Annotated in this window: 15 protein-coding genes; 8 read left to right on the top strand and 7 right to left on the bottom strand. The window is 67.9% G+C overall.

Annotation, left to right across the window (positions count from 1 at the left end):
* Nucleotides 1-211 precede the first annotated feature (211 nt).
* Nucleotides 212-946: an ABC transporter substrate-binding protein gene (locus FZ029_RS17725; protein ID WP_149270534.1), complete on the top strand. Its 735-nt coding sequence runs from the start codon at nucleotides 212-214 to the stop codon at nucleotides 944-946.
* Between the two features lie 82 nt (nucleotides 947-1,028).
* On the top strand, nucleotides 1,029-1,655 hold the full coding sequence (locus tag FZ029_RS17720) for a glutathione S-transferase family protein (protein ID WP_149270532.1): 627 nt from the start codon (nucleotides 1,029-1,031) through the stop codon (nucleotides 1,653-1,655).
* A 152-nt stretch (nucleotides 1,656-1,807) separates the two neighbouring features.
* Here the strand turns inward: FZ029_RS17720 and FZ029_RS17715 are convergent, their stop codons facing one another.
* The 3 genes from FZ029_RS17715 to FZ029_RS33315 are packed head-to-tail and all read right to left on the bottom strand — an operon-like array spanning nucleotide 1,808 to nucleotide 3,661.
* Nucleotides 1,808-2,134, bottom strand: coding sequence for a DUF1244 domain-containing protein (locus tag FZ029_RS17715; RefSeq protein WP_085089304.1), 327 nt, complete (start codon nucleotides 2,132-2,134; stop codon nucleotides 1,808-1,810).
* Nucleotides 2,135-2,166: 32 nt separating this feature from the next.
* Entirely contained in the window at nucleotides 2,167-3,393 is a 1,227-nt protein-coding gene (locus tag FZ029_RS17710) for a DUF2478 domain-containing protein (RefSeq protein WP_149270530.1), read from the bottom strand.
* Between the two features lie 46 nt (nucleotides 3,394-3,439).
* Complete coding sequence (locus tag FZ029_RS33315; protein WP_247892359.1) at nucleotides 3,440-3,661, bottom strand: sulfurtransferase TusA family protein; 222 nt, start codon at nucleotides 3,659-3,661, stop codon at nucleotides 3,440-3,442.
* A 190-nt stretch (nucleotides 3,662-3,851) separates the two neighbouring features.
* On the opposite strand from FZ029_RS33315, the gene FZ029_RS17700 reads away from it, so the two are divergent.
* Together FZ029_RS17700 and FZ029_RS17695 are read left to right on the top strand one after the other, a co-directional pair.
* The gene (locus tag FZ029_RS17700; RefSeq protein WP_149270528.1) at nucleotides 3,852-4,874 is read left to right on the top strand and encodes an SDR family oxidoreductase; all 1,023 of its coding nucleotides are present in this window, start codon (nucleotides 3,852-3,854) and stop codon (nucleotides 4,872-4,874) included.
* A 104-nt stretch (nucleotides 4,875-4,978) separates the two neighbouring features.
* Nucleotides 4,979-6,229 carry an Hsp70 family protein gene (locus tag FZ029_RS17695; RefSeq protein WP_149270526.1) on the top strand — a complete coding sequence of 417 codons (1,251 nt, stop codon included), beginning with the start codon at nucleotides 4,979-4,981 and terminating at the stop codon, nucleotides 6,227-6,229.
* A gap of 173 nt (nucleotides 6,230-6,402) precedes the next feature.
* On the opposite strand, the gene apbC is transcribed toward FZ029_RS17695, so the two are convergent.
* On the bottom strand, nucleotides 6,403-7,557 hold the full coding sequence (gene apbC, locus FZ029_RS17690; protein WP_149270524.1) for an iron-sulfur cluster carrier protein ApbC: 1,155 nt from the start codon (nucleotides 7,555-7,557) through the stop codon (nucleotides 6,403-6,405).
* A gap of 172 nt (nucleotides 7,558-7,729) precedes the next feature.
* On the opposite strand from apbC, the gene hflK reads away from it, so the two are divergent.
* The 3 genes from hflK to FZ029_RS17675 all read left to right on the top strand — a co-directional run bounded on the left by hflK (nucleotide 7,730) and on the right by FZ029_RS17675 (nucleotide 11,789).
* Nucleotides 7,730-8,983, top strand: a complete 1,254-nt coding sequence (gene hflK / locus FZ029_RS17685) for an FtsH protease activity modulator HflK (protein WP_149270522.1) — start codon at nucleotides 7,730-7,732, stop codon at nucleotides 8,981-8,983.
* A 13-nt stretch (nucleotides 8,984-8,996) separates the two neighbouring features.
* On the top strand, nucleotides 8,997-9,932 hold the full coding sequence (hflC, locus tag FZ029_RS17680) for a protease modulator HflC (RefSeq protein ID WP_149270520.1): 936 nt from the start codon (nucleotides 8,997-8,999) through the stop codon (nucleotides 9,930-9,932).
* 204 nt (nucleotides 9,933-10,136) lie between these two features.
* Nucleotides 10,137-11,789: a DegQ family serine endoprotease gene (locus FZ029_RS17675; RefSeq protein ID WP_246457439.1), complete on the top strand. Its 1,653-nt coding sequence runs from the start codon at nucleotides 10,137-10,139 to the stop codon at nucleotides 11,787-11,789.
* 112 nt (nucleotides 11,790-11,901) lie between these two features.
* Here FZ029_RS17675 and FZ029_RS33040 read toward each other — a convergent pair whose 3' ends face one another.
* On the bottom strand, nucleotides 11,902-12,075 hold the full coding sequence (locus tag FZ029_RS33040) for a hypothetical protein (RefSeq protein ID WP_188051968.1): 174 nt from the start codon (nucleotides 12,073-12,075) through the stop codon (nucleotides 11,902-11,904).
* A gap of 525 nt (nucleotides 12,076-12,600) precedes the next feature.
* On the opposite strand from FZ029_RS33040, the gene FZ029_RS17670 reads away from it, so the two are divergent.
* Entirely contained in the window at nucleotides 12,601-13,290 is a 690-nt protein-coding gene (locus FZ029_RS17670) for a response regulator transcription factor (protein WP_149197064.1), read from the top strand.
* 131 nt (nucleotides 13,291-13,421) lie between these two features.
* Here the strand turns inward: FZ029_RS17670 and FZ029_RS17665 are convergent, their stop codons facing one another.
* Both FZ029_RS17665 and FZ029_RS17660 read right to left on the bottom strand, forming a co-directional pair.
* Nucleotides 13,422-14,828 (bottom strand): ATP-binding protein, encoded by a 1,407-nt coding sequence (locus tag FZ029_RS17665; RefSeq protein ID WP_149270518.1) that lies wholly within the window; start codon nucleotides 14,826-14,828, stop codon nucleotides 13,422-13,424.
* Nucleotides 14,825-15,526: a response regulator gene (locus FZ029_RS17660; RefSeq protein ID WP_149270516.1), complete on the bottom strand. Its 702-nt coding sequence runs from the start codon at nucleotides 15,524-15,526 to the stop codon at nucleotides 14,825-14,827. Before FZ029_RS17660 ends, FZ029_RS17665 begins: the two co-directional genes overlap by 4 nt.
* Nucleotides 15,527-15,582 lie beyond the last annotated feature (56 nt).

Here is a 15,582-nt window from a genome sequence, read left to right as displayed (position 1 = left end):
AATAGCAGGGACAGATGGCGGACGCCAAGCATTCGCTGCCGTCAATGCCCGTGTGATGCTAAGATATCAGCGCCGCTTTGCGGACTTGTGTTTACGGTGTGAAGAACTGGGGCGGTTGGTTAACGAAAGGTGTGACATGGCGACGCGGGTCTCTTGGGCAATTGGCGCAGCAATTCTGTCGGTTTTATCGGCTTCCATCGCCGAACCGGTCATGGCGGCCGACGGGAAACTTCAGAAAATTGCAGAGCAGAAGCAACTTCGTGTCTGTTCCTGGCCCGATTACTATGCAATCTCGTTCCGGAATCCGCGCACCGGCGCGCTGGAGGGGCTGGATGCGGAACTGGCACAGGCCTTCGCCGACGATCTGGGCGTGCGCCTGGCCGTGGTGGAGAGCAGCTTTCCCCGCTTCATCGACGATCTGCTGGCCGACCGCTGCGACATCGGCATGTTCGCCATCGGCGCCACCCCGGCGCGGGCGGAGCGCGTCGCCTTCAGCCAGCCCTATCTGCGCAGCGGCATCTATGCGGTGACCACCCAGACCAACGAGGGCATCCGGAAGTGGGAGGATCTCGACCGCGCCGGCAACGTCGTCGCGGTGCAGAAGGACACCTACATGGACGGCTACGCCCGCTCCGCTATGAAGGCCGCACGCATCGTCGCCGTCACCCGCCCGCAGGAGCGCGAGGAGGAGGTGCAGTCCGGCCGCGCCGACGCCTTCCTGACCGACTATCCCTATGGGCAGCGCATGCTGGCATTCCACCCCTGGGCGCGGCTGATCGTGCCCGACGTGCCGGTACAGCCGACGCCCTATGCCTACGCGGTGGCGCCGGGCGATGCGGCTTGGCTGGAGCGGGTCAACGCCTTCGTCGCAGCGATCAAGGCCGACGGCCGGCTGGAGACAGTCGCCGCCCGCTACAAGCTGACCCCCATCGTGGCGCGGGACTGAGTCGCGTCGGACGAATGCGGCCACGGGAAAAATCCGTAATAGGATTGGTGGTGTCTTCCAGCAGTCAGCAGGGAAATCGTCGATGATCCTGATCGGACAGTATGACTCGCCCTTCGTACGCCGTGTCGCCGTGGCCCTGCGCCTCTACGGCATCGCTTACGAGCACCGGCCCTGGTCGGTCTTTTCCGACGCGGCGGAGGTCGCGCGCTTCAACCCGCTGAAACGGGTGCCGACCCTGGTTCTGGACGATGGTGAGGTGCTGATCGAAAGCGGCGCCATCCTCGACCATCTGGACGAGGTCGCCGGGCCGGATCGTGCGCTGATCGCCCGCCAGGGGCCGAACCGCCGCCGGGCGCTGAAGCTCTGCGCGCTGTCGACCGGCTTTGCCGACAAGGCGGTAAGCCTCGTCTATGAGCGGGTGCTGCACAAGGAGCGGTCCGACCTGTGGGTGGAGCGCTGCACCGGCCAGATCGGCGCGGTCCTGGATGTGCTGGAGGCCGATCGCGCCGCCGCTTCCGGGCCGTGGTGGTTCGGCGAGCGGATCAATCACGCCGACATTGCCGCCGCCTGCGCCCTGCGCTTCGTCGGCGAGGCCCACCCGCAGGTGTTCGACCGGTCACGCTGGCCGGCGCTCGCCGCCCATTCCGACGCCTGCGAGGCCATGGCGGAGTTCCAGGCGGTGGTGCAGCCCTTTTCGGTGAGCGCCTGAGGCGGTGCCCCCTCCCTAACCCTCCCCCTCTTCGAGGGAGAGGGGACTGCCGCCGTATTGGCGTGTGCTCCCTCTACCGCCGAAGGCGGGGGAGGGAAGGGGCCCATGCGGAAGCATGGGAAGGGAGGGGGCGACGTTCCTGGCGGGGCACCTCACCGGTGTCCGCTGATCTCCGCGTGCAGCGGCTTGGTGTCCTCGAACGTCTTCTGCTGTTCGGGGGTGGCTTCCTTCTGGTGCTTCTGCTTCCACTCGGAATAGGGCATGCCGTAGACGGCGATGCGGGCATCCTCGTCCGACAGCTCGACCCCGCGCTCCTTGGCCGCCGCGGCGTACCATTTGGACAGGCAGTTGCGGCAGAAGCCGGCGAGGTTCATCAGGTCGATGTTTTGCACGTCGGTGCGCTTGCGCAGATGCTCGACCAGGCCGCGGAAGGCGGCGGCTTCCAGTTCGATGCGGGTCTGGTGATCCAGATCGGCCATGGGGTCTCAACTCCTCCGGTGTTCTTGTTCAGTTAAGAGTGGGGTGGCCGGTGCAGGGTGACCATCCGGCCATAGGGATGAAAATCGCGCGACCCGCCGCCGCCGGCAATGGTGCGCACCACGGCCTCGCGGTCGACGGCGACGAAGCCGGCCAGCGAATGGACGCCATACTCGAACAGGCGCGGGGTCAGTGGTGTGCCGGGGCCGATCATCGCCACCGTCGCGCCGGCCGAAACCCGCAGCAGGCGGGGCAGGGTGCGGTTGGCGAAGGCGGACGCGGTGATGGCCACCGCCTCGGCGCCCGGCAGCAGCCAGTCGCAGGCAGCCTCCGGGTACTCGCCATCCTGCGGGTTCAGGTCGATCACCTTGGCGCGGGGCAGACGGCGGGCAAGCTGTGGGAAGCCGCCGATCACCACCACCCGGCCCTCCACCGAGGCGAACAGGTCCAGCCCGTTGCCGGGCACGCCGGTGATGTCCGGCCGGTTGTAATGCGCGTTCAGCGCCGCGACGCCGACGGCGATCTCCAGCGGATCCCAGGATTGGGCGGCCATGGCGGCCAGATCGCGCAAGTCCCGGCCGGCCCAGCGCTGCGGATCGTCCACGGCCGCCGGCGCCTGCCGGGCGGCGACCCCGAGGCCGTCGGCCGTCTCCACCAGCACCCATTTGTCGCCGGTGACGACGCGGTGCACCTCGGCATCGGCGACGCCCTGGACCAGATCCCGATACATCCGTTGCGGCCCCCACCAGCGCCACAGTGCGTCCGGCACCGGCGACAGCAGGTCGCAGAATCCGCCGGTGGCGGTCTGCCATTCGTTGAGATAGCGGCTGCCGACGCTGGTCAGCACGGGGATGCCTTCGGCGATGGCCGTCAGCATCTCGTCCGACAGGCCGTCGCCGTGCGATTCCAGTCCGGCGAACTTGTTGACCACCAGCAAGTCGACACCCGACGCGACGGCGGTGCGGATCGCCTGGCTGGCCTCGGCCACCCCCGTCGGGTCGACGCGGCAGGACTGCGATTCGCGCCCCAGCTTCTGGGTGATGTCATAGGCGCGGCCGGTGGCGACATCGACCAGCTCCATCCGCTCGGCACAGTCGTCGCCCGGCCCGTGGTTGCGCTGCACCAGCCCGCCGACGCGGAAGCCGCGCCGTTTCAGGTCCGCCGAAAAGCCGTCCAGCAGCGCATCGACGCCGTAGGAACCGGGGCCGTGGATCACGGCACCGGGGCGCAGCGGCGGCAGGGAGGCGGGGGGAAGCGGCATCGGGATGGACCTTTCGCGGGACGGCGGGCGGGCGGCGACGGGCGCCTCAACCGCCGCGGCGGATGCGGTAGATGAAGACCGTCTTGTGGACCTCGTCCGGCTGGGTCTTGTGCGACAGCAGCGCGTTGTCGGTCGTGTTGCAGAAATGCCGGAAGTCGATGACGGAGGCCGGATCGGTCGCATAGACCACCAGCTCCTCCCCGGTCTCCATCCCGTTCAACAGGGCGCGGGTGCGCAGGATGGGCAACGGGCAATGCAGCCCCTTCACGTCAAGCTCTCTCGCCGGCACCGCGCCCGCTCCACGTTGATTGAGGACGAAATCCTTACCAGACCCGTGACTGTAGCGGGTTCGCGCCCGCTTCTCCAGACCGGCGGCCGAAAGGTCGCATCCGGGATTTTCGTCGACCGGCGCTGTTGTACGGCGCAATCGACGAAATCGGAATGAAAGGACGGCGGTCATGGCGAAGCGTTCCATCGACGACAAGGTGGTGGTCATCACGGGCGCCTCCAGCGGCATCGGTCGGGCGACCGCGCTGGAATTCGCCCGCCAGGGTGCGGCGGTGATCCTTGCCGCCCGGCGGATGGCGGCCCTGCACGAGGTGGCGGAGGAATGCGTCGAGGCCGGCGGCCGGGCCATGGTGGTGCCGACCGACGTGACCGACCAGCGTGCCGTGCAGCATCTGGCCGACCGCGCCATCCAGGCATTCGGCGGCATCGACGTCTGGGTGAACAATGCCGGCGTCATCGCCTTCGGCCGGTTCGAGGACATCCCCGACGAGGTGTTCGAGCAGGTGGTGCGCACCGACTTCTTCGGCATGGTCCATGGCTGCCGCGCCGTGCTGCCCCATTTCCTCGACCGGGGCGAGGGCGTCATCATCAACACCGCGTCGATGGTGTCCAACATCGGCCAGCGCTATGCCACCCCATACACCGCGGCGAAGTTCGCGGTTCGCGGCTTCTCCGAATCCCTGCGGCAGGAGCTGGTGGACGAGCCGGACATCCATGTCTGCATGGTCATGCCGGCGTCCATCGACACCCCGCTGTGGCAGCATGCCGCCAACTACACCGGCAGGGCCGTGAAGCCGCTGAATCCGATCCATCAGCCGGAGGAGGTCGCCGCCGCCATCCTGTCGCTGGTCCGCAATCCGCAGCGCGAGCTGTTCGTCGGTGCCGAAGGCCGCCTCGCCGCCGTCGGCAACGCCATGGCGCCGCAGATGACCGAACGGGCGCTGGCCCATACCATCGAGCGCGACATGTTCCAGAACCGCTCTGCCCCGGCCACGTCCGGCGGGGTGATGACCGCCATGCCGGAGTATCAGGGCGCCAGCGGCGGCTGGATGGAACGGCGGCAGGAGCACGGCCGGGGCGGGGAGGACGGGCGGGAACGCACCTTCTCCTGGGCCAACCTGTCCCTGTTCCTGCTGCCGGTGGTGCTGGCGAGCCGTCCGCTGGGTGCCCGGCGGATGGGCCACTCCTGGTGAAATTCAGGCGCGGTGCTTGATCCGGCGCTCGGGAGCCGTTATAGGCTCGCCCCTTTTCCGGTGCGGCGGGTGGCCGCACCGGTCATTCGGGCAGGAGGCGGGACATGACGGCGTGCGGGCTCGATTTCGGCACTTCGAACACGACGCTGGGCGTGCAGGACGCGGACGGCTTCCGGCTGCTGGCGCTGGACGGCACGCGCACGACCCTGCCGACCGCGGTGTTCTTCGACTTTGAGCATGACCGGACCACCATCGGCCAAGCCGCCATCGACGGCTATGTGTCGGGGGTGGAAGGGCGGCTGATGCGCTCGATCAAGTCGATGCTCGGCACCGACCTGATCGACGCCGACACCGCGCTGCGCAAGGGCCGCATCAGCTTCCGCGCGGTGATCGGCACCTTCCTCGATCTGGTGAAGAAGCGGGCGGAGGAGGCGATGGGCGGCGAGCTGGGCGACGTGGTCGTCGGCCGCCCGGTCCATTTCGTCGACGGCGACCCGGCCGGCGACGCCGCGGCGGAAGAGACGCTGGGGCAGATCGCGCGGGCCGCCGGATTCCGCAACGTCTCCTTCCAGTTCGAGCCCATCGCCGCCGCGCTCGATTACGAGCAGCAGGTCGGGGGGGAAGAGTTGGCGCTGATCGCCGACATCGGCGGCGGCACCTCGGACTTCTCCGTCGTGCGGATCGGGCCGGAACGCCGCGGCAAGGCCGACCGGGCCGGCGATATTCTGGCGAATGACGGCATCCGGGTCGGCGGCACCGACTTCGACCGCGACCTCAGCCTCGCCACCGCCATGCCGGAGCTGGGGCTGGGCAGCGCCATGAAGCGCGCCGGGTTGCTGGCGCCCCGCAGCATCTATTTCGATCTGGCGACCTGGGCGAAGATCAACTTCCTCTACACCGCCAAGGCGATGGCCGAGTTGGAGCGCCTGCAGCGCGATTCCGCCGAGCCCGAGAAGATCGAGCGCCTGATCGGCGTGGTCGAGCACCGCCAGGGCCACGCGCTGGCGATGGCGGTGGAGCGGACCAAGATCGCCCTGTCCGACCACGAGGCGGCGCAGCTGGCGCTCGATTGGGGCGACGGGGATCTGGCGCTGGCGGTGGACCGGGATGCTCTGAACCGCGCCACCGGAGCGCTGGCCGCCCGCATCGGATCGCGCATCCGCGACTGTCTGGCTGACGCCGGAGTGACCGCCGACCGAATCGACGCTGTGTTCCTGACCGGCGGTTCCACCCTGCTGCCCCAGGTCCGCGCCGCGATCCTGGCCGAGGCGCCGGGCGCGCGGGTGGTGGAGGGCAACATCTTCGGCTCCGTCGGCCTGGGGCTGACGGTGGAGGCGCTGCGGCGGTATGGGTGAGGGCGGAGTTGTTGTTCGGTCGCCCCCTCCCTAACCCTCCCCCACCTACGGTGGGAGAGGGGACTGCCGCCGCTTTGCGGTTCAAATTACGCGGCCAAGCATTCTACCCCCTCCACCGCTGGTAAGCGGGGGAGGGATGGGGAGGGGGCACTCGTGCGCGCACCCCCATCCCCTCACTGCACCACGATGCGCGGCGCCGCACGGCCGCCGGTGCCGCCGCCGATCTTTTCCCACAGGCGGGTGGCGATGCGGCGATAGGCCTGGGCGTGCTCGGAGTCGGGCTGCGACACCACGATCGGCTGGCCCTGGTCGGAGGTCTCGCGGATCGACAGGTGCAGCGGGATCTCGCCCAGGAACTCCATGCCGAGATCGTCGGCCTCCTTTCGGGCGCCGCCGTGGCTGAAGATTTCGGTGCGGTGGCCGCAGTTGGGGCAGCAGAAATAGCTCATGTTCTCGATGATGCCCAACACCGGGACATCGACGCGGCGGAACATGTTCAGGCCCTTGCGGGCATCCAGCAGGGCGATGTCCTGCGGGGTGGAGACGATCACCGCGCCGGCCAGCGGCACCTGCTGGGCCATGGTCAGCTGGGCGTCGCCGGTGCCCGGCGGCATGTCCACCACCAGGATGTCGAGCGTGCCCCAATTCACGTCGCGCAGCATCTGCTGCAGCGCGCTCATCACCATCGGACCGCGCCAGATCATCGGCGTGTCCTCGGCCACCAGGAAGCCCATGGACATCACCTTGATGCCGTAATTCTCCATCGGCTCCAGGCGCTTGCCGTCGGGGCTGTTGGGGCGGCCGGAGATGCCCATCATCCGCGGCATCGACGGGCCGTAGATGTCGGCGTCGAGCAGGCCGACCTTCAGGCCGTTGGCGGCCAGCGCCAGCGCCAGGTTGGCGGACGTGGTCGATTTGCCGACACCACCCTTGCCGGAGGCCACCGCGACGATGGCCTTCACGCCGGGGACCAACGGTTTCTGCGGGTCACCCTGGGGGGCGCCGCCATGGGAATGCCCGTGCGAATGGCCATGCCCCGCATGCGAATGCCCCTGTTGCGGCGCACCCTGGGGCGCGGCGCGATGGGCGGTCAGTACCGCGGTGACCGACAGGACGCCGGGCAGGACGTCGACCGCCTTCTCCGCCGCGTGGCGCAGGGGTTCGGCCTGGGCGCCGCGTTTCGGGTCGACTTCGATGGAAAAAGCGACATGGCCGTCGCGCACCACGAGGCCCGACAACATGCCCAAACTGACGATGTCGCCGCCCCGGTCCGGGTCGATGACGGTCTTCAGCGCCTGCATGACTTGAGCTTCGCTGATCTGCGCCATGGTTGAAAACTCCGCTGTCTTCCCGATATTGGCGGATATCCGTTGGTGGAATCCTTGCCGAAGGGTAAGGGGGACTATAGGACCGACGGACGAGATCGGTAAAGGGATGCGCGGGGCTTAAGCCATTGCGCTTCCACATGATGGGACGAATCGCAGAGGGGGACACAGTCGGATGCCGTGGAACAATCAAGGTGGGGGCGGCGGTGGCGGTCCCTGGGGTCCCCCGCCGGGCAACAACGGCCCGGGCAACCCATGGGGGCGTCCCCAGGGCGGGGGAAATGGCGGCGGTGGCGGTGGCCCGCAGCCTCCCGACCTTGAGGATCTCCTGCGCCGCAGCCAGGATCGTCTGCGCCGCGCCATGCCCGGCGGCTTCGGCAGCGGCCGCGGCATCGCGCTGGTCGCGGGCGTGCTCGGCCTGATCTGGCTTGCCAGCGGCATCTACCGCGTCGAGGCGGACGAGCAGGGCGTGGTCATGCGCTTCGGCCAATGGGTGCGCACGGAGCAGCCCGGCCTGCGCTACCGCCTGCCGTCGCCGATCGAGACGGTGCTGCTGCCCAAGGTGACGCGCGTCAACCGGATCGAGGTCGGTTACCGCTCCTCCGTCGGCGGCGGCCGCACCGACCGCGACGTGCCGGACGAGTCGCTGATGCTGACCGGCGACGAGAACATCATCGACATCGACTTCACGGTGTTCTGGGTCATCAAGGACGCCGGCAACTTCCTGTTCAAGATTCGCGAACCGGAAGTGACGGTGAAGAAGGCCGCCGAAAGCGCCATGCGCGAGGTCATCGGCCGCACCGACCTGCAGCCCGCCCTGACCGAGGCCCGCCAGCAGATCGAAACCTCGACCCGCCAGCTGCTCCAGACCATGCTGGACGAGTATCAGGCCGGCATCGAGATCACCCAGGTCCAGCTTCAGAAGGCCGATCCGCCGCAGCCGGTCATCGACGCCTTCAACGACGTGCAGCGTGCCCGCGCCGACCGCGAACGCGCCCGCAACGAGGCGGAAGCCTACCGCAACGACATCATCCCGCGCGCCCGCGGCGAGGCGGAGCGGCTGGTGCAGGAGGCCTCGGCCTACCGCGAGCAGGTGGTCAGCCTGGCGCAGGGCGATGCCGACCGCTTCCGCAAGGTGTACGAGGCCTATGCGCTGAACAAGGACGTCACCGCCAAGCGCATGTATCTGGAAACCATGGAGGAAATCTTCCGCGGCCGGAACAAGATCATCGTCGACGGATCGGCGCAGAACGTTGTGCCCTATCTGCCGCTCAACCAGCTGGCTCCGAACGCCACGCCGGTCCCGCAGCAGCAGGCGCCGCGTCAGGCTCCGTCCAACCAGGGCGGCAACCAGGGGGGCGCGCGGTCTGGAACGCAGACGCAGCCGCTGTCCTCGCTGCCCCAGAATCCGTCAATGTCCGGCCAGTGAGGAGGATCGCATCATGAAACGCACCCTCGCCATCGCCGGCATCGCCATCGTGGCACTCGGCGTCGTCGCGTCCTCCGCCCTGTTCACCGTCAACGAGGCCCAGCAGGCGCTGGTCCTGCAGTTCGGCGAACCCCGCCGGGTGATCCAGGATCCGGGGCTCAAATTCAAGATCCCCTTCATCCAGGAAGTCCGGCTGCTCGACCGCCGCGTGCTCGACCTCGACCCGCCGGTGGAGCAGGTCATCCTGGCCGACCAGAAGCGACTGGACGTCGACGCCTTCGCCCGCTACCGGATCCACGATCCGCTGCGCTTCTACCAGACCGCCGGGACCGAGGCGGTGGCCGAAACGCGCCTGAACTCCATCGTCAACTCGGCGCTCCGTCGTGTGCTCGGCAATGTCACGGTGCTGGCCGTCCTGTCGGACGAACGCGCCCGGATCATGACCGACATCAAGGGGCAGGTGAACGACGAGGCCAAGCGCTTCGGCATCGAGATCGTCGACGTCCGCATCCGCCGCGCCGACCTGCCGGAAGAGACCAGCCAGTCGATCTTCGCCCGCATGCGCTCCGAACGCGAACGCGAAGCGTCGGAGGCCCGTGCCCAGGGTCAGGAACAGTCGCAGCAGATCAAGTCGCGCGCCGAACGCGAGCGTACGGTCATCATCGCGGAGGCCCAGCGCGATGCGCAGATCCTGCGCGGCGAAGGCGACAACACCGCGCTGAAGCTGATCGCCGAGGCAACGTCGCAGGACCCCGGCTTCTATGGCTTCTACCGGTCGCTCGAAGCCTACCGGAAGTCGCTGAACGGCAATGACACCACCATGGTGCTGTCGCCGAACGGGGAGTTCTTCCGCTACTTCAGCGGTCCGGGTCCGCAGGCGGGCGGTGGTCCGGCCGCCAATGCGGCTCAGGCTCCGGCCCCCGTGCCGGCCCCCGCGCCGGCGCAGTAAGCCCCCGCAACGCGGGATCGACGCGCTCTTGCGGCCGGGTCGGGGTCATCCCCGATCCGGCCGCAGGCATGTTCGGCATACCCCGTGTCCACGGCAGGCGGTCCACAGCATTGTTTCAATGGAAATCCGAAGGCTTAAGATTTCCACTGGTGCCGACTGGACCGGCACGCCATCTTGCGGCCATACTCGTGGCCCAACACATATATGGCCCAGAACCGGGCGGCCGCTCCCGCCCACGGAATCGGCCGGACGTCTGGTAGGGAGAGCACGTTGATTCGCATACCCAACTTCGAACCCGCCACGCGCGGCGCCGTGGCCGAAGCCCGGCCTCGCAAGGCGGGCGTCCGGCCTCTGGTCGCCGCCATCGTCTGGGGCATGACCTCGGTCATGGCCGGCGGTGCCGTCATCGGCGCGCTCGCCGGTGCCGCCCCCGCCCAAGCCCAGGCGGCGACACCGCCCCGCAACGCGCCCGGAAGCTTCGCGGATCTGGCGGAAAAGCTGCTGCCGGCGGTCGTCAACATCTCCACCAGCCAGAATGCGCCGCAGCGTCCGCAGGGCCAGCGGCCGGAGATCCCGCAATTCCCGCCGGGTTCGCCCTTCGAGGATTTCTTCCGCGACTTCTTCGACCGCCAGCAGCAGCAGGACCAGCCGCAGCGCAAGGCGACCTCGCTGGGCTCCGGCTTCGTCATCGACGCCAAGAACGGCTACGTGGTCACCAACAACCACGTCGTTCAGGATGCCGACGAGATCACCGTCATCCTGCAGGACGACACCAACATCAAGGCGGAGCTGGTCGGCAAGGACAGCAAGACCGACCTCGCGCTGCTGAAGATCAAGACCAGCCACCCGCTGGTCGCCGTTCCCTTCGGCGACAGCGACGCCATGCGCGTCGGCGACTGGGTGCTGGCCATCGGCAACCCGTTCGGTCTGGGCGGTTCCGTCACCGCCGGCATCATCTCGGCGCGCCAGCGCAACATCGACGCCGGCCCGTATGACGATTTCCTGCAGACCGACGCCTCGATCAACCGCGGCAATTCCGGCGGCCCGATGTTCAACCTGAACGGCGAGGTCATCGGCATCAACACCGCGATCTTCTCGCCTTCGGGCGGGTCGGTCGGCATCGGCTTCGCCATCCCCTCCAACCTCGCCAAGCAGGTCGTGGCGCAGCTGAAGGAATACGGCAAGACCCGCCGCGGCTGGCTTGGCGTGCGCATCCAGGCGGTGACGCCGGAGATCGCCGAGAGCCTGGGGCTGCCCAACCACAAGGGCGCGCTGGTGGCCTCCGTCACGCCGGAAGGTCCGGCCGCCAAGGGCGGCATCCAGGCCGGCGACGTGGTGACCAAGTTCGACGGCAAGGAAATCGACGAGATGCGGCGCCTTCCCCGCGTCGTCGCCGAGACCGGCATCGACAAGGCCGTCCCGGTCGAAGTGTGGCGCAAGGGCAAGTCGCAGACCGTCCAGGTCAAGGTCGGCGAACTGGAAGCCGCGGAAGAGCAGGGTCTGCTCGCCGCCGGTCCGGATGAGAAGCAGCAGCCGAAGGACAAGGCCCCGGCCCAGAAGCCGACCGAAACGCTGGGCATGAAGCTGACCGCCATCACGCCGGAGCTGCGCCAGCAGTACGAGATCAAGCCCGACATGAAGGGCGTGGTCATCACCGAGGTGGCCGGCAACTCCACCGCGGCGGAAAAGGGCCTGCGCGCGGGCGACGTCATCATCGAGGTCGGCCAGGAAGAGGTCCGCAAGCCCGAGGACGTGACCGCCAAGGTCCAGAAGGCCAAGGAGCAGAGCAAGAAGTCCGTCCTGCTTCTGGTCGACCGCAAGGGCGACCTGCGCTTCGTGGCGATCCCGCTGAGCTGATCGGCCGCGGCGAAGGAAAAACGCTTCCGAACAAGGGCGTCGGCGGGAAACCGCCGGCGCCCTTTCTTATTGGGGCGGTAAGGAGTGGGGGCGGGGAGGCGGCTGAGCGGTGCTATGTCCGGTCCAGCAGCATCGCCAGGGCCACCGCGCCGGCCAGCAATGCGCACAGGGCGGCGACGATGGCGAGGCTGCGCAGGAACTGACGGAACTCACCCTGCTTCCACGCACTGCGCCCCAGAAGCGCCAGATAGCCCGCCATGGCGGCGACGATGATCTGCCAGCCCATCCCGTCCTCGTCCTGTACCCGCCGGGCGGCGGACGCCGGCAGAAATGCGCATGCGCGGCCGGGGCCGGTCAAGCGGTACGACCATGGCCGCAGCCGCGTCTATATCGAAAGTGTAGCCCCTCCATTCGGGTTATCTGTTGGCATCACCACGTCGGCGGCTGCGAATGCAACTTCGTGTGAGAAAATTGTGCCCTTCCTCGCTTAAGAGAGGCCGGCTTACGCAAATAAGTGGTGGTTAACAAAACAGTTAACGCCTTCGAGCGCGTCAATGTTCGCTACTGTGATATCTTTGGAACCGGCAAACTTGGAGAGGCTTTGCGCATATGCCCAATGCGTTCTTCTTTTAACTCCGGAGAGTGGTACCGTAGGACACGACACGGGGGTAACCTCCCCCTAAATAACGGCCTGCCGAAGCTATCCAGGGGTAATCGCCGAATCGCCAATGCGTCGGGACCTTCCTCTGTACGACGGCCTCCACCCTGGCCACGACGTCATGACGATCGACCAAAATTGCGGGAGCGGACGATGGACTCAGTGCGCGCTTTTCTTATCGACTCGAACAAACTGTTTCGCGAGGGGCTGAAGCGCCTGCTCGAGGATTCGCCTTTCCAGATCGCTGCCGAGGCGGGAAACCTGCGGGAGGCGCTGGGGTCGGTTGAAAGCGGCTTGCGGCCTCAGCTTGTTCTTCTGGATCTGCAGAATGGCGGCGACGAGGAAGCCGACGGGATGCGCCGCCTGCGCGCCCTGCTTCCGGAAACCCGCATGGTCATCCTGACCAGCGACCTGTGCACCCGCCGCCTTGCCAATGCGCTGGAAGCCGGTGCCGACGGCTACCTGATGAAGGATCTGTCGTCCGACGCGCTGGCCCAGTCGCTGAAGCTGGTGATGATGGGCGAGAAGGTGTTCCCGACCCATCTGGCGGCGCTGCTGATCTCCGGCCGCGTCAACGGCAACGGCACCGAGATGCCGGTGTCGCGCAAGGGCCTGTCGCAGCGCGAGGTGCAGATCCTGCGCTGCCTGCTGAACGGTGACAGCAACAAGATGATCGCCAACCACCTGAACATCACGGAAGCCACCGTGAAGGTTCACCTGAAGAGCCTGCTGCGCAAGATCAACGCCTCCAACCGCACCCAGGCCGCCATCTGGGCGCTGAACAACGGCATCGGCGGTGAACTGGCCGGCGCCAACGTGGTCGCGGCGGCGGCGAATCAGTAAAGACACACCCGTCCATTGCCCCCATCCCCACCTTGCCTGTCCGCAGGGAAGGTGGGATGACGCCGTTGCTGCATGACATGAATTGCCCGCCTGAATAAAGGCGGGCTTTTTCATGGAATCACGTCATTGGATCATACCGGCAGCCGGATCACCGCGCGTAGGCCGCCATAGGGGCTGTCGTCCAGCGTGATGTCGCCGCCGTGGCCGCGCGCCACGTCCCGCGCGATGGTCAGCCCGAGGCCGGACCCGCCGGTGTCGAGATTGCGGCTGCTGTCGACGCGGAAGAAGGGTTTGAAAACGTCGTCGCGCAGATAGGCGGGGATGCCCGGTCCATCGTCGTCCACCGTGATCTCGATCACGCCGTCCTTGCGCTCGGCCTTGACCCAGGCGGTGCCGGCATGGCGGCCGGCATTGACCAGCAGGTTGGCGATGCAGCGGCGGACCGCGTTGGGGCGCAGCGGCAGGGTCAGACCCTCCGGTGCGGTCAGCGTCACCTCGGTGCCCTCGCGGCGGGCGCCGGCGGCGACCTCGTTCAGCAGGCGGGTCAGGTCGGTCGGCTGCACCGCCTCCGTCCCCTCGCCGCGGGCGAAGGCGAGATAGCCTTCGATCATCTCCTCCATCTCGGCGACGTCGGCCTTCAGCTCCTCCACTTCGGGGTCGAGGTCGGGATCCTCGATCATGTCGAGCGCCAGCTTCATCCGGGTCAGCGGCGTGCGCAGGTCGTGGCTGACGCCCGCCAGCATCTCGGTGCGCTGGTTGATCTGGCGCTGGATGCGTTCGCGCATCAGCAGGAAGGCGGAGGCCGCCTGCCGCACCTCGGTCGCGCCCTCCATCTTGAAGTTGGAGACGTCACGGCCCTTGCCGAGCGCGTCGGCGGCGATGGCCAGCCGCTTGATCGGCCGGATCTGGTTGCGCATGAACAGGATGGCGACCGCGAACAGCACGATGGCCGACCCGACCATCCACAGGATGAAGATATAGCTGGTCGGCGTGAACAGCCGGCGTTCCGGCGACATCACCGACAGCACGCCGTCCGCCATCTGCACCCGGATCTCGTACCATTCATGGGCGACGCGGGTGTTGATGGTGAAGGGGCGGCCGACCCGCTCGTCCAACGCCTTGCCCAGCGTGCGTTCCAGCAGGCCACTCAGCTCCCGGCGCTGGTCCGGCAGGGTCTGGTCCGGCTCCACGGTGACGATCAGGTCCGTGGTGCGGGCGGCGGTGGCCAGCGTCCAGTCGCGGCCGTCCTGCGACGGGTCGCGCTCCAGCATGGCGATGACGGTGGCGATATCGCCGGCGACCGCATAGGCCAGCCGGTTGGTCACCGTGTCCCAATGGCGGTCGTAGAAGATCCAGGTCGCCACCGCCTGGGCCAGGATCACCGGCGTGACGATGATCAGCAGCGACCTGCCGAACAGGGTGCGCGGCAGGAAGCGCTTCAGGAACGGCGTACGCCGCCGCCGTTCGGCGCGCCGCGCCGCCGCCCGGCCGGCCGCCGCACCGTCGGCGCCGGCCCGTCCGCTGCCGGTGGCCGTCACGGATCCGGCCTCAGCACATAGCCCTCGCCGCGGACGGTGTGGAGATAGCGCGGCTCGCGCGGGTCGGCCTCGATCTTCCGGCGCAGGCGGGTCACCTGGACATCGACGGTGCGGGCGTTGCCGGCGACCTTACTGCGTTCGGTCAGTTCGTCACGGGTGAAGGTCACGCCGGGGGAGGCGGCGAGGATGCGCAGCAGGCTGGCCTCCGCCGTGGTCAGGCGGATCACCTCGTCGCCTTGGCGAAGCTCGTCGCGGTCGGGCAGATAGATGAGCGGACCCAGCCGAACGGGCACCGCCGGCGGGGCTGCCGGCTCCGGCGGGCGCGTCGCCTGCCGGCGCAGGATGGAATTGATGCGCAGCAGCAGTTCGCGCGGATTGAAGGGCTTGGCGAGATAATCGTCGGCCCCCGCCTCCAGTCCGGCGATGCGGTCGTCCGGCTCGTCGCGGGCGGTCAGCAGCAGGATCGGCAGGTCGCGCTCGCGCCGCAGCGATTCGGTCAACGACAGCCCGGACTCGCCCGGCATCATGATGTCGAGCACCAGCAGGTCGAAGGCGAGCCCGCCCAGCTGCGCCCGCGCGTCGGCGGCGTCGCGGGCCGTGCTGACCAGAAAGCCGTTGCCGGCAAGATACTTGCGCAGAAGTTCGCGCAGGCGGGTGTCGTCGTCGACGACCAGGATATGAGGCTGATCTTCGGTCATGACGGGACTATAACGCGGGTCCCCGCAATCGACATAGAGGCGCCATGCGGGACATA

The organism is Azospirillum sp. Sh1 (assembly GCF_008365135.1).
Lineage (GTDB): Bacteria > Pseudomonadota > Alphaproteobacteria > Azospirillales > Azospirillaceae > Azospirillum > Azospirillum oryzae.
Note: the sequence above shows the minus strand (reverse complement) of the source record. Positions and strands in the feature narration are given on the sequence as shown.